We start from the raw sequence: 13800 nt of genomic DNA, 5'->3' as shown, positions 1-13800 counted from the left end.
ATCAAGGCGGCCGTGGCCCGCACCAAGTACGAAGCGGCCACCGAGGCCACCCGCACCACCGCAACGCTGGGCTACGACCACTTCCTGTCCAAGCGCACCGATGTGTACACCGCCCTGATGTACGACCGCGTGAGCGATGCCAGCCCCAAGACAGGCACCAGCCTGATCGCCGGCATCCGCCACCGCTTCTGATGCCCTGGCCGGATCGCCATCCGGCACATAACCCGAGCGAGGCCTGGTCCTCGCTTTTTTTTATGGAATGGGGAGAACTACGAAAAACCGCAGCGCGTTTTTCCGACGGGAACCCGACACGCTGACGTCACAGGCGAGTGGCCTTTTCCGACAGCCGCAGGCAAGCGCCCATGCTGCAATGAGGGTGCCGCGCTGCTTTTTCTAGGACATGGTTGCGACGGCATTCCTTTTCCGGCCTAGAGAAAGGAGAGCATCATGCCCGGCTCCAAAGCATTCTTTCGCCATCCTGTCATCGCATTCACCGTCACGGTCGTGCTGGCCGTGATTGCTGCTCTGAGCCTGCTGTCGATGGAACATGCCGCTTCCGCTGCCGACACCCTGCTCACCGACGCCGCCACGCTGAATTCCGTGCTGTAACGGCCGGGTGCCCTTGGGTCTTCCCGGCCAAAAACACCTGCAAGCCATAGCGGCTCTACCGCAAGCGCTATTTTTGAATCCTGTCCCATAGCGTGCCTGGGCAAGCCTTCATTTTTGCAGCAAGTCCAGCCGGCGCCGGATGTGGGATGCGGCATCCGCATCTCCCGCGCGTTCGGCCGCCTGGGCCTGCAGCAGCAGCCAGGCCATGAGCGCACGCCGCCAGCCCTGGGCCGACGCAATGTCCACTCCCGCCTGCAGCAGCTCGGGCGAGGCATGCCCCGCTCGCAACAGCACGGCCACGGCCAGCAGGCGCGGCAGCGGCTCGCCCGCAGGGATCAGTTGCCGCATCTCCTCCGCTGCCAGCGGCCTTCCGGCCCGGGCCACGATATGCCGGGCCGCAGCCTGCTGATCCGGAGGCAGCAGCACCACATCCTCGGCACGCGGCTCGGCATTCAGGTAGCGGGCATACGCCTGCTCGGGCACAGCCGCGTCCTGCGCAAGTGACTGGTAGGCGGGACAGCCGTTCCACTCCAGGCTGGCGACCTGGGCTGCGCAGCGCATCAGTTCCATGCGGGCCGCCAGGTCCAGGCGCCCGGTCCCGGCTACGGCATCCCTGGCCTTTTGCCACTGCAGGCCTTCCACCCTCTGCTGGCCTTGGAGGTAAGCGGTGGACGCCTTCTGTGCCGCAGCTTCGGCGCCGATGGCCCAGTCGGGCGCCGGCGGCTGGCTGCCGCAGCCGGCCAGCGCTACAAAGGAGATAGCTGCCAGCACACACCTGGTATGGACCGCAATGCATTTTTCCAGGAACCTGATGGAATGCGTCATGGCAGCTTGAGCTCCGGCTTGTGCGCAAAAGGCCATTTGCGCTGCAGATCATTGAGCACCGACTCCAGGCGCATGAGATTGCTCTCCACCTCGGCGCGCAAGGCACCCAGATCCGCCGTGGCCTCGCGGGCATTGGCGCCCACGGCCTGGGCCTCGGCCAGTACGGCATCGACCTTGGACAGGGTTTTGCGCGTGTCCGCCAGCAGGCCATTGAGCTGCTCCACGGTGGCGCGCACCTGCGGCATGACGCCGTTGGCATCGAATACCTGGCTGTCGGCCCGTGCCACCATGCGGTCCATGCGCGTGAGCACCGTGTTGGCGCGCTCCACCAGCGCCAGCACCCGCCTGGCCTCCTCGTCGCTGCCCAGGGCCACGCCCAGCATGCCGCCCTGACCCTGCATGCGTTCGGCCAGCTTGCGCACCTCGGCCAGCGAGCCGCCCAGCGCCGAGTCCTGGGCCGTCAGCTGCGCCACATTGGCCAGCACTTCCTTGGCCAAGTTGAGGATCTGCGGCAGCTCGGCCGTGGCATCGCCGCTGAGCACGGGGCGTACCGAGTTCGGCGGCAGCGGCGGATCGCTCATGATGCCGCTGTAGGCCTTGATGGTGGTGCCGCCCACGATGCCCTTGACCAGCGTGAACACGCTGGACTCGCGCAGCCAGTGCGCGTCCTTGCGGGTCACATCGACCAGTATGCGCACCGAACCGTCCTCTGCCAGCTCTATCCTGCGCACCCGGCCTATGGGAAAGCCGGAAAAGGTCATGTCCATGCCCGCAGTCACGCCCTGGGAGTCGTCGGCCGTCAGCACCAACAGATCCGTGGGCTCGAACACGCCGCGCGCATACAGCAGATACAGCACGGCGGCCAGGATCAGGCCCAGCGTGAACAGCAGCAGTGCCGTCGCCTTGGCGCGCAGATGCGCGACAGGCTTCAGGCCCAGCAGCTCCTCCGGCGTGTCGTGCCGGCCGGCATCGAGCGGGGCATCCGACCGGGTGCCCGCCTGGTTATCCGGCCTAGCGTCCGTCATTGCGGCCATCCAGCCCGCCTGTGCAGCACAGGCCATGTCGTTGGTTTCGGGTCATCCCGTCCTCGTCAGTAATAGTTGCCCATGAGGGAAATCACCTCGATCAGCAGCAGCACGGCAAACATGCGTGCGAAGCCGCCCAGTTCCTCGCCGCCCTGGCGCCGACGCGCCAGCGGCATGTACAGCGCCGAAGCCATGGGCATGATGGCCACGGTCAGGCTGAAAAACCAAGTCTTGAGCACGAACACCAGCGTCAGCGACGGCGTGAACACCTGCCCGAACACCCGCGTGTAGATGCCAAAGCCTGCCAGGCTGAAGCCGTAGACGCTGAGATACACGGTGACCAGCGCCACCGCGCAGCTCAGCGCCGCCAGCGTGATGGCCGCAAACACGCCGGCCGCCGCGCGCGGTACCAGGGCTGCGCGGATGGGATCGATCCCACGAGCCTTCCATGCAGCCAGCTGGCCGCTGGCGCGCATCTGCACCACCTGCACGCCGGCGGGTATGGTGCAGCGCATGGCCACGAACAGCGCAGCCGTCAGCGGAATCAGCTCGATCACCATGACACGAACCACCAGGTCCAGCGCGTAGCGCGACAGCCCGTAGCTTTGTGCAGTGACGATCACGATGCGCGCAATCACCGCGCACAACAGGGCGGCCAGCGCGGTGAACCCGGCAAGGACGGGGGCCGTCTGCACATAGATCTGCCGCGCCATCAGCGTGCGCGCACCGTGGCCATAGCTGGAGGGAGAGGCCACCAGCACCAGCATCACGGCCGCCAGATAGATGCTGCGCCACCAGGCCAGCGCATGGCGGCCCAGGGACGCCCACATGCGGCCCGGCGTGCGCAGGGTGATCTCGCTCCAGCTCATGCTGAAATGATAGCGCCAGCCCCCAACGCGGCAGCCGAGGACCCACCAGGATGCGCGGCGGCCGGCATCCGGCCGTCAGACATGGCGCTTGCCTGCGGCGGCATTGCCGTGCAGGGCTTCGGGCAGCGGCTCGTCGGCCTGGGCATGCAGGGTCTCGATGATGTGGCAGTAGCTGTCGGTGCCGTCGCACTGGCTGCGCAGGTGTTCGAGCTCATGCTCCAGCGCGCGCAGCTCCTTGAGGCGCTCGCGCACATGCTCGAGGTGCGCGTCCAGCGTTTCTCGCGCGGCCACGCAGTCGGCCTTGCATGCACCGTCGAGCGCCAGCAGCCTGCGAACTTCGTCCAGCGACATGTCCATGGCACGGCACAGGCGGATGAAGCGCAGCCGGTGCAGGTCTGCGTCGCTGTAGAGGCGGTACTGGTTGTCCTCGCGCACGCCGGGCGAGAGCAGCTGCTCGCGCTCGTAGTAGCGGATATTGGGGGCCGCCACCCCCGAGCGCCTGGCGGCTTCGCCAATGCGCCAGCGCGGTGCGGCGAGATCTTTGCCGGACATGCTTGACCTTGAAGTGACTTCATTGTTTTCAATACTGCCATGAAGCAAGAACACCCGACCTCCTCCGGTGCATTGTCTGGCGCACTGCCGCGCGCGGTGCCTGCCGGGCAAGACGCCTCCTGCGGCACCGGCTGCTGCACGCCGTTCAGCATCGCGCCGGCACCCACCGCCCCTGCGCACGGCCATGGCCACGAGGAACATGACCACGAGCACGATCACGCCGCAGGCGACGACCATGCCGGCCACGACCACGGCGTGCTGCCCGGCTGGCCGCGCATCTATGCGGCGCTGGCTGCCGCATTGGCCGCCGAGGCCTGCCACTGGTTGAGCGGCGACGGCAGCAGTGCCTATGCCGACCTGCTCCACTACCTGGGCATGGGCCTGGCCGTTGTCGCCATCGCGCTGGCCGGCCTGGGCGTCTACAAGGCGGGCCTGCGCGACCTGCTGCGCCTGCGCCTGGGCATCCACGCATTGATGACCGTGGCCGTCACCGGCGCCTTCATCATCGGCCAGTGGCCCGAGGCCGCCATGGTCATGGCCCTGTATGCCGCCGCCGAGCGCATCGAGGACCAGGCCATGGACAAGGCCCGCATGGCCATCCGCAGCCTGCTGCAGCTGGCGCCCGAAACCGCCGATGTGCTGCAGCAGGATGGCAGCACCCGCCGCACGGCCGCCAGCCAGGTGCCGCTGGGCTCCGTGCTGCGCATCGCGCCCGGCGCACGCGTGCCGCTGGACGGCGAGATCACCGCAGGCGAAAGTTCGGTCAACCAGGCCCCCATCACCGGCGAAAGCGCCCTGGCCCACAAAGGTCCTGGCGACGCGCTGTATGCCGGCAGCATCAACCAGGACGGCGAGCTGCATGTGCGCGTCACGGCCCCCGCCAACGACAGCCTGATCGCGCGCATCGTCCATGCAGTGGAACAGGCCCAGGCGTCCAGGGCGCCCACGCAGCGCTTCGTGGACCGCTTCGCCCAGGTCTACACCCCCGTCGTGCTGCTGCTGGCCGTGGCGCTGGGCCTGCTGGCGCCCTGGGTCATGGAGTGGAGCTGGCAGCAGGCCGCCTACCAGGCACTGGCCCTGCTGGTCATCGCCTGCCCTTGCGCACTGGTGCTGTCCACGCCCGTCACCGTGGTCAGCGCGCTCACGGCAGCGGCCCGGCGCGGCATCCTGATCAAGGGCGGCAGCGCGCTGGAAAGCGCCCGCCAGCTCAAGGCCATCGCCCTGGACAAGACCGGCACGCTGACCACGGGCACGCCCGGGCTGGTGGACTGGCAGGCCTGGAACCAGGCCCCGGCGGACACCATGGCCCAGCGAGCCTATGCGCTGGCGTCGCGTTCGGACCACCCGGTTTCCCGGGCCATTGCAGCAGGCCTGGCCGATCAGGTCGGCCACAACTTCGACGAAGCCCAGTCGCTGCAGGCCCTGCCAGGACGCGGCGTGCAGGCCTGCATCCTGGGCGAGACCTGGACGCTGGCCAATCTGCGCTGGGTGGAAGAACAGGGCTGGGGCCATGAATCCGCCGGAGCGCATGCCGCCCTCAAGGCCGCGCTGATCCGGCAGGAAGAACAGGGCCGCACCGTCACGCTGCTGGCCGACAGCCGGGGCGTGCAGGCGCTGTTTGCCGTGGCCGATCCGCTGCGCCCCCAGGCCCGCGAGGCCGTGGCCCGGCTGCAGGCCCTGGGCGTCCAGCCCGTGGTGCTGAGCGGCGACAACACCGCCACCGTGCGCACCGTGGCCGCCGAGGCGGGCATTGCCGACGCGCGCGGCAACATGCTGCCCGAGGACAAGCTCGCCACGCTGGCGCAGATGCAGCGCGACATCGGCCCCACGGCCATGACGGGCGACGGCATCAACGATGCGCCGGCCCTGGCCCAGGCCGATATCGGCTTTGCCATGGGCGGCATGCATGCCACCGGCATGGCCATGGAAACCGCCGACGTGGTGCTGATGAACGACGACCTGCGCCGCATTCCCGAAGTGGTCGACCTGTCCCGGCGCTCCCACGGCGTGCTGTGGCAGAACATCGGCCTGGCGCTGGGCATCAAGCTGGCCTTTTTCCTGCTGGCCGTCAGCGGCCATGCCAGCATGTGGCTGGCCGTGCTGGCCGACATGGGCGTGAGCCTGCTGGTCGTGGCCAACGGCTTGCGCCTGAGAAAATGGTCGCCCTGAGACGCTGTCCGTCTTCCCGCAGGGAACGACGGCCTTTGCTTCGGGGCGGCGCGGCGCGCCCAGGCCTTCGCTGGCCGTCCCTGGCTTGCAATGCATCAATGCCATAGGCCATTGCCCCCTTCTCTGCCAGTATCATTGCGCCCATGCGTCGTTTTCTCGCCCTCTTCATGGTTTTGCTGCTGGCCGCCCGCGGCCTGCTGGGCGACGCCATGGCCATGGGCCTGGCCACGCCGCATGATGCCCCCCCCGCCATTGCCCAGGCCACCGACATGCCCACGGGGCATGGCATGCACGCCGGCGGCCATGCCCTGCATGAGGACGCGCAAACAGCCCAGGCTGCGGAGCACTGCAATGCCGATGCGGATTCCGGCCCGGGCTGCGCCGGCCATTTGGGCCATTCATGCAGCGCCTGCGGCATCTGCCACTCGGCGCTGGCCCACCCGGCCCTGCCGGGCCTGCCCGGCCTCGGCCCCGAAGCCGGCCTGAACGCAACGGCCGACACGCGCTTTGCCAGCGCGGCACCCGCGCGGGCCACCAAACCCCCCATCCCCTGAACGCACACACCCTTGGTGCGTCCGCAATTTTCATAGCAACCAACGCTGGATACTGCTTGCTTTAGGGCCATTCTGGCCCCTAACAGCAGGCATGGCCGCAGGCTGCTCGCGGAACGTGATCTTTTTCATGTTTTCAGGAAAACGCCATGCGCTTTGCGCAGCTTCTTCACTGTCTCCCGCTCATCGCGGCAAGCCTGCCCCTGCCGGCCGCCGCCGAGCCGCCCTCTTCGCCATCGGCCCCTCCTTCCCTGCTCGACCCGGCAGCGCCGACACGGCCGCTTGACGCCTCACCCATGGCGGCGGGCAGGAAAGTCCTCAATGCCGACGCCGACTGGAAGGCCGCCAATGCCGCCGTGGCCCGCTTTGCGCGCGGCCATGCCGACATCGTGCGCTGGGAAAAAAGCCAGGCGGGCAGGCCCCAGCCCACTCCGTCCCCGACCCAGGAGCATTCGATGCACCGCAAGGAGCAGCCATGACATTGCAGTCCTTGGCCTCCATACGCCCGCTGGCCGCCCTGGCCGCCGCCCTGGTGCTGGCCGGCTGCGCCAGCCTGTCCGCCGACGGCCAGCGCAGTGCCGTCGCCAGGCACCTGGAACAGCGCCTGCCCCCGGACAGTCGTCTGCCCGGCACCGATCCGCAAGCCCGGGCCGAGGCCCAGGCACAGATCGCCCAATGGCTGGAAAAGCCAGTCGATGCCGACACTGCCGTACGCATTGCCCTGCTCAACAATCCGGGCCTGCAGGCACGCCTGGCGGAGCTGGGCATACGCGATGCCGAACGCGTGCGCGCGCTCACCCTGGTCAACCCCAGCCTGACCTTGGGGCGCTTCACCAGCGCTTCCGAGCGGGAACTGGAGCGCCAGCTGGGCTTCGGCCTGATCGACATCCTCACCCTTCCCTGGCGCACACGCTGGCAGGGCTGGCAGATGGAGCAGGCCACGCTGACCGCCGCGCAGCAGGTGCTGACCGTGGCGGCCGACACGCGCCGGGCCTGGCTGCGCGCCGTAGCGGCCCGCCAGGTACTGGCCGCCAACGAGCGCATGAGCGAAGCCGCCAGCCTGGGCGCCGAACTGGCCGGCCGCATGGGCGCCATCGGCAACTTCAACAAGCTGGAGCAGGCGCGGGAGATTGCCGCCCAGCAGGCCTCCAGCGCCGCCCTTGCCCGGGCCCGGCTGGCGGCCGAGATCGAGCATGAGACCCTGGCGCGCTCCATGGGCCTGTGGGGCCTGCAGGCGGGCTTCGAGCTGCCCGAAAAGCTGCCGGCCCTGCCCGGGGCCCAGGCGCTGCGCCAGGGCCAGGATGCCGAAGCCACGGCGCTGCGCGAGCGCCTGGACCTGCGCGCCCTGCGCCGCGACCTGGACGTGATGGCCGAGCGGCACGGCGTGGCCGGTGTCAACGCCCTGTTCGGCGACATCGGGCTGGCCTACACCCACAACCGCAGCACGGACCGCTCCACCGGAGAGCAAAGCCGCAAGCATGGCTGGGAAGTGGCGCTGCCCATCCCCCTGTTCGACTGGGGCGGCGCGGCGCGCGGCCAGGCCCGGGCCGGCATGGAGCGCAGCGCGGCCCTGCTGCGCGAAAACGCCATCGCCGCCCGCAGCGAGGCCCGCACCAGCTGGCTGCGCTACCGCACGGCCTGGGACCTGGCCCACCAGCAGCAGGCCGAGGTCCTGCCCCTGGCCCGCCTGGTCCAGGAAGAGACCGTCTACCGCTACAACGGCATGTTTGCCAGCGTCTGGCAGCTGCTGGCCCAGGCCCGCGCCACGACCCGGGCCGTGGCCGCGGCCACCGAAGCGCAGCGCGACTTCTGGCTGGCCGATACCGATCTGCAGCTGGCCCTGACCGGCACATCCCCCGGTACACCGCCAGGTGCCCCCGCGCCGCAGGCTTCCGCATCCATCCCCAGCACCAACAATGAAAGCCACTGAGATGAAACATCACCCCCTGAGCGGCTTTGCCGCTTCTCCCTGCAAGGGGGACCACACCCTCGGTGCGGGGCGGCCCTTCCTCGGTGTCCCTGGCTTGAGATCCGCCAGTTTCATGACCTGCGGACGGTGCCCAAGCGCCATGGAGGACTGATATGCAACGCCGTAATTTTTTTACAGCGGCAGCCGGCGCCGTTGCCGCCACGGCCGTCAATCGCGTGGCCATGGCGGCCCTGCCCGAAGCCGCGAGCCAGTCCTCGGCCGAAACCGCCCCGCCCCTGGTGCCGCCCAACGGCCGCCCCTACCACCCCGTGGTGACCCTCAACGGCTGGACCCTGCCCTGGCGCATGAAGGATGGCACCAAGGAATTCCATCTGGTGGCCGAGCCCGTGGTGCGCGAGGTGGCACCGGGCTTTTCCATCAACATGTGGGGCTACAACGGGCAAAGCCCCGGCCCCACCATCGAGGTGGTCGAGGGCGACAGGGTGCGCATCTTCGTCACCAACCGCCTGCCCGAACACACCACGGTGCACTGGCACGGCCAGCGCCTGCCGAACGGCATGGACGGCGTGGGCGGCCTGACCCAGCCGCATATCGCGCCCGGCAAGACCTTCGTCTACGAATTCACGGCGCGCCGGCCCGGCACCTTCATGTACCACCCGCATGCCGACGAAATGGTGCAGATGGCCATGGGCATGATGGGCCTTTGGATCACCCACCCCAAAGGGCAGAGCCCGCTGATCGCCGAGGTGCAGCGCGACTACGCCTGGCTGCTGGGCTCGTTCGCCGTCGAGCCCGGCGCCATGACGCCACGCGTCAACGAGATGACGGACTTCAATATCTGGACCTTCAACAGCCGGTCCTTCCCGGCCATCAGTCCGCTGGTGGCACGGCAGGGCGACCGGGTGCGCATGCGCGTGGGCAACCTGACCATGACCAATCACCCCGTGCACCTGCACGGCCACGAGTTCGAGGTCACGGGCACCGACGGCGGCCCCGTGCCCCCCGGCGCGCGCTGGCCCGAAGTCACCACCGACGTGGCCGTGGGCCAGATGCGGCAGATGGAATTCGTGGCCGACGAGGCGGGCGACTGGGCCCTGCACTGCCACAAGAGCCACCACACCATGGGCCCCATGGGCCACGATGTGCCCACCATGATCGGCCTGGACCATAGCGGCCTCGTGCAGAAGATCCAGAAGATCGTGCCCGACTACATGGTCATGGGCGAGCGCGGCATGGCCGACATGGGAAATATGCAGATGCCCCTGCCCGACAACACCTTTCCGATGATGAGCGGCAAGGGCCCGTTCGGCAGCCTGGAAATGGGCGGCATGTTCACCACGCTCAAGGTACGCAAGGGCCTGGGCGCCAGCGACTACCGCGACCCGGGCTGGTACCGGCACCCCGCGGGCACCGTGGCCTACGAATACGCGGCCGACGGACGGGGGGCGCCACCGGCCCCCCGCCAGACGGCGCCCGGCCGGGCTCCAGGCGCGCCCGGCGTGCGCAAGCCCGCCTCAGGCCACGAACATCACTGAATCCGCGCAAGGAACACACCATGAAAACATTGCACCTGGTCTGCGCCGCAGCGCTGCTGGCCGGCCCGGCCGCGGCCCTCGCTCACGGCAGCCTGCCTCACGAACGGACCGCTGCCGCCACACCTCTCGGGGAACAGAAGCCCTGGGGCATTGCGGGTGAGGCCGAGCCCGCCCTGCGCACCGTCACGCTGGACATGGGCGACGACATGCGCTTCACGCCGGCGCACATCAGCGTGCGGCTTGGCGAGACCGTGCGGCTGCGCGTGGCGAACAAGGGCCAGGCCATGCACGAAATCGTGCTCGGCACACCGGCCTCGCTGGACGCGCACGCACGGCTGATGCAGCGCTTTCCCGCCATGGAGCATGCCGAGCCCCATATGGCCCATGTGGCGCCCGGCCATGCCGGCGACCTGGTCTGGACGTTCAACCGCGCGGGCCGATTCGACTTTGCCTGCCTCATCCCCGGGCATTACCAGGCCGGCATGCGCGGAACCATCACCGTGACACCCTGATATCCACTCCCACCAAGGATTTTCCATGACGTATACACAACTCCCCTCCATCGCCACTGCCGGGCGCCGCCGCGTGCTGGGCCGCATTGCCGCCGGCTGCGCCGCGCTGGCCACCCCAGCCCTCTGGGCAGTGACGCCCGCCAAGCCGATACCCGTCGAGGTCTGGAAAGACCCGAACTGCGGCTGCTGCAAGGACTGGGTTGTCCACATGGAGGCCAACGGCTTTGCCGTGACCGTGCACGACACGGGCAACAACGCCGTGCGCGCCAGGCTGGGCCTGCCGCAGCGCCTGGGCTCCTGCCATACGGCCCTGGTCGCAGGCTATCTGCTCGAAGGCCATGTGCCGGCGGCCGACGTGCACAGGCTGCTGGCGCAAAAGCCCAGGGCCCTGGGCCTGGCCGTGCCCGGCATGCCTGTGGGCAGCCCGGGCATGGACGGCCCCGAATACCGGGGCCGCAAGGACCCGTATGACGTGCTGCTGGTCACCAGGAGCCTGATGAACAGCGATGTAGCCACCAGCGTCTTCACCAGCTACCGCGGCTGAGCCCGCCCAGATACCGGAGAACACCTCATGAACCACACTCTGCTCTCTCTCGTGGCAACCCTGGGCCTTTGCGCCGCCCTGGCCGCGCCCGCCGCGGCCCAGGACCATTCCAGCCATGCCGGCCACGGCGCCACGCCTGCCGCCGCCGGCCAGGACACCGTGCTCACGGCCGGCGAAATCACGCGCGTCGACACCCGCGGCGGCAAGCTCACCATCCGCCACGAGGACATCCGGAATCTGGACATGCCGGCCATGACCATGGTGTTTGCGCTGAAGAACCCCGGCGCGGCGGCGGACTTCAAGGCCGGCGACAAGGTGCTGTTCCACGCCGAGGATGACGGCGGCACCCTGAGCATCACGCATATCAACAAGGCCGCCCATCCCTAGAGCCTGGTGAAGGCGCGTAGACTGCGGGCCCCATGCTTACACTCGACCAGCTTCATGCACAGCTCGCCAGCGGCGAGCTGGCCGGCGCGCGCCATATCCGGCTCTCGGATGGACTGACCCGCTTTCCACCCGCGCTTTACGAACTGGCCGGCACGCTGGAAAGCCTGGATCTCTCGGGCAACCGGCTCACCGCCCTGCCCGATGACTTCACGCGCTTTTCCAGGTTGCGCATCCTGTTCGGCTCGGGCAATCCGTTCACCGAGCTGCCGCACGTGCTGGGCCGCATGCCGCAGCTGGAGATGGTGGGCTTCAAGGCCTGCCGGATCACGCATGTGTCCGCCGACAGCCTGCCGCCGCGACTGCGCTGGCTCATCCTCACCGACAACCGCATCAGCGCCCTGCCTGCGGCCCTGGGCGAGCGCGCGCGCCTGCAAAAGCTGATGCTGGCCTGCAACCGGCTGGACACGCTGCCCGGCAGCCTGGCGCAATGCGGGCGGCTGGAGCTGCTGCGCATTGCCGGCAACCGCTTCGAGGCCGTTCCGCCCGTGGTATTCGCGCTGCCCTCTCTGGCCTGGCTGGCCCTGGCCGGCAACCCGATGACGCAAAAAAGCGAGCAGCTTGCGCTTGCTTCACATGAGGGAAACGCCTTTTTCCATCAAGACCTTCAAGTGCATGAACTGCTGGGCGAAGGCGCCAGCGGCCATATCCATCGCGCCAGCCATTTCCGCGGCGGCGTGGAGCGGGCCATGGCGCTCAAGGTCTTCAAGGCCGGGCAGACCAGCGACGGCACGCCGCAGTCCGAGCTGGCCGCCGGCCTGTCCGCGGGCCGGCACCCGCAGCTGCTGACGCCGCTTGCCGCCGTGCACGGCTGCCCCGGCGGCGCGCTGGCCATGGCCTTGCCGCTGCTGGCGTCCGCCATGCAGCCGCTGGCCGGGCCGCCCAGCCTGCAAAGCTGCACGCGGGATGTCTATGCCGCAGATGCGCGCTTCGCGCCTGCTGCCGCCCGGCGCCTGCTCGACGGGCTGCGCGGCGCCGTCGCCCACCTGCATGGGCGCGGCCTGCTGCATGGCGACCTCTACGCCCACAATGTTCTCTGGAACCCCGCCACGGGCGACATGGTGCTCAGCGACTTCGGCGCAGCCGCGCTGCTGCATGAACTGCCGGAAAAGCAGGCGGCGCAGCTGCAGCAGATCGAGCTGCGGGCGCTGCGCCATCTGGAGGCGGAGGTTCAGGCCAGGATCGCCACGCCCTCCCGGCCCTGACAGGCCTGCTTACTGCAGAAAGGCCGGCTTGGCGTAGCCGGCGAACTTGCTGTCCACCACGGCCTTGAATTCGGCGGAGCGGAAGGCCTCAGCCAGGTCCCTGGCCCACTGCGCGTCCTTGTCCTTGGTCTTGACGGCCACGATGTTCAGGTATTGCTCGGGCGTCTTTTCCAGCAGCACGGAGTCCGAGAGCTTCAGGCCCGAGGAGATGGCGAAGTTGCCGTTGATGATGGCGTACTGCGCATCGTCGAGCGCGCGCGGCAGGTGGGCCGCGTCCAGCGGCACCAGCTTGATTTTTTTCGGGTTGGCAGCCAGGTCCAGCTCCGACACGCGCAGCGGGTTCACGCCGTCCTTGATCCTGACCAGGCCGGCCTGCTGCAGCAGCAAAATGCCGCGCGCCAGATTGCTGGCGTCGTTGGGCAGGGCCACGCGGTCGCCTTCCTTGAGCTCGGCCAGCGACTTGCGCTGCTTGGAATACACGCCCATGGGGGCGATGGGCCCCTGCACCAGGGCGGTCAGGTCCAGCTTGCGGTCGCCCTTGAACTGGTTGAAATACACCTCGTGCTGGAAGAAGTTGGCGTCCAGCGAGCCGTCGGCCAGCGCCAGGTTGGGTTGCACATAGTCGTTGAATTCCACCAGCTTGACCTTGTAGCCCTTCTTCTGCAGCAGCGGCACGATGCCGGCCTGCAGCTGGTCGATGTTGGAGCCGGCCGTGCCGCCGATCACCAGCTGCTTCTTGGCGGCATCCTGGGCCATGGCGGGCAGGGTAAACGCGCCGGCCACGGCCAGGGCGGCCACGGCCAGCGCCTGGCGGCGGGTGTTGTCTACGCAAGCAAGGAAACGGGTGGCGGAACGGAACATGGAGGCTGGCTTTCTTGAAACGGATGGAACGTAACGGGATGTGCCAGTATCCCGATAGCCTGCCCAATTGCCAACAAATAAAAAACTCTCTGCTTATTCCGCAATACGAATAAGCACTGTCCCGGGCAGCCGCCGGCAGGCAGCGCGCCGGCCTGCGCCGCTCCCGCAC

Annotated in this window: 16 protein-coding genes; 11 read left to right on the top strand and 5 right to left on the bottom strand. The window is 68.5% G+C overall.

Annotated features, from left to right (window positions below):
* Positions 1-192, top strand: a 192-nt coding sequence (locus tag Cte04_RS14605) for a porin (RefSeq protein ID WP_157082038.1), incomplete at its 5' end; no start/stop codon positions are given.
* Positions 193-447: 255 nt separating this feature from the next.
* Positions 448-609, top strand: a complete 162-nt coding sequence (locus tag Cte04_RS21775) for a hypothetical protein (protein ID WP_169798054.1) — start codon at positions 448-450, stop codon at positions 607-609.
* A gap of 108 nt (positions 610-717) precedes the next feature.
* Here the strand turns inward: Cte04_RS21775 and Cte04_RS14600 are convergent, their stop codons facing one another.
* The 4 genes from Cte04_RS14600 to Cte04_RS14585 form a co-directional block, all read right to left on the bottom strand.
* On the bottom strand, positions 718-1434 hold the full coding sequence (locus Cte04_RS14600) for a hypothetical protein (RefSeq protein WP_066479309.1): 717 nt from the start codon (positions 1432-1434) through the stop codon (positions 718-720).
* On the bottom strand, positions 1431-2459 hold the full coding sequence (locus tag Cte04_RS14595) for an MlaD family protein (RefSeq protein ID WP_157082036.1): 1029 nt from the start codon (positions 2457-2459) through the stop codon (positions 1431-1433). The genes Cte04_RS14600 and Cte04_RS14595 overlap by 4 nt, the downstream gene beginning before the upstream one ends.
* Before the next feature lie 65 nt (positions 2460-2524).
* Positions 2525-3328, bottom strand: a complete 804-nt coding sequence (locus Cte04_RS14590; RefSeq protein WP_066479306.1) for an MlaE family ABC transporter permease — start codon at positions 3326-3328, stop codon at positions 2525-2527.
* 75 nt (positions 3329-3403) lie between these two features.
* Complete coding sequence (locus Cte04_RS14585) at positions 3404-3880, bottom strand: MerR family transcriptional regulator (protein ID WP_066479303.1); 477 nt, start codon at positions 3878-3880, stop codon at positions 3404-3406.
* A 39-nt stretch (positions 3881-3919) separates the two neighbouring features.
* Here Cte04_RS14585 and Cte04_RS14580 point away from each other — a divergent pair, with 39 nt between their 5' ends.
* The 9 genes from Cte04_RS14580 to Cte04_RS14540 all read left to right on the top strand — a co-directional run bounded on the left by Cte04_RS14580 (position 3920) and on the right by Cte04_RS14540 (position 12770).
* Complete coding sequence (locus tag Cte04_RS14580) at positions 3920-6049, top strand: heavy metal translocating P-type ATPase (protein WP_083526681.1); 2130 nt, start codon at positions 3920-3922, stop codon at positions 6047-6049.
* Positions 6050-6192: 143 nt separating this feature from the next.
* Positions 6193-6603 carry a hypothetical protein gene (locus Cte04_RS14575; RefSeq protein ID WP_083526680.1) on the top strand — a complete coding sequence of 137 codons (411 nt, stop codon included), beginning with the start codon at positions 6193-6195 and terminating at the stop codon, positions 6601-6603.
* A 293-nt stretch (positions 6604-6896) separates the two neighbouring features.
* Positions 6897-7079: a hypothetical protein gene (locus Cte04_RS22015; RefSeq protein ID WP_066479282.1), complete on the top strand. Its 183-nt coding sequence runs from the start codon at positions 6897-6899 to the stop codon at positions 7077-7079.
* The gene (locus Cte04_RS14565; protein ID WP_066479278.1) at positions 7076-8530 is read left to right on the top strand and encodes a TolC family protein; all 1455 of its coding nucleotides are present in this window, start codon (positions 7076-7078) and stop codon (positions 8528-8530) included. The genes Cte04_RS22015 and Cte04_RS14565 overlap by 4 nt, the downstream gene beginning before the upstream one ends.
* A 152-nt stretch (positions 8531-8682) precedes the next feature.
* Complete coding sequence (locus Cte04_RS14560; protein ID WP_066479271.1) at positions 8683-10065, top strand: multicopper oxidase family protein; 1383 nt, start codon at positions 8683-8685, stop codon at positions 10063-10065.
* Between the two features lie 20 nt (positions 10066-10085).
* Positions 10086-10577, top strand: a complete 492-nt coding sequence (locus tag Cte04_RS14555) for a cupredoxin domain-containing protein (protein ID WP_066479268.1) — start codon at positions 10086-10088, stop codon at positions 10575-10577.
* A 25-nt stretch (positions 10578-10602) separates the two neighbouring features.
* Entirely contained in the window at positions 10603-11121 is a 519-nt protein-coding gene (locus Cte04_RS14550) for a DUF411 domain-containing protein (protein ID WP_066479266.1), read from the top strand.
* Between the two features lie 27 nt (positions 11122-11148).
* Positions 11149-11508: a copper-binding protein gene (locus Cte04_RS14545; RefSeq protein WP_066479253.1), complete on the top strand. Its 360-nt coding sequence runs from the start codon at positions 11149-11151 to the stop codon at positions 11506-11508.
* Positions 11509-11540: 32 nt separating this feature from the next.
* On the top strand, positions 11541-12770 hold the full coding sequence (locus Cte04_RS14540; protein ID WP_066479250.1) for a protein kinase domain-containing protein: 1230 nt from the start codon (positions 11541-11543) through the stop codon (positions 12768-12770).
* Positions 12771-12779: 9 nt separating this feature from the next.
* Here Cte04_RS14540 and Cte04_RS14535 read toward each other — a convergent pair whose 3' ends face one another.
* Positions 12780-13631 (bottom strand): MetQ/NlpA family ABC transporter substrate-binding protein, encoded by an 852-nt coding sequence (locus Cte04_RS14535; RefSeq protein ID WP_066479247.1) that lies wholly within the window; start codon positions 13629-13631, stop codon positions 12780-12782.
* Positions 13632-13800 lie beyond the last annotated feature (169 nt).

It is taken from the genome of Comamonas terrae (assembly GCF_001544075.1).
Classification (GTDB): Bacteria; Pseudomonadota; Gammaproteobacteria; order Burkholderiales; family Burkholderiaceae_C; genus Comamonas; species Comamonas terrae.
This window is presented reverse-complemented; position numbering and strand designations above follow the sequence as displayed.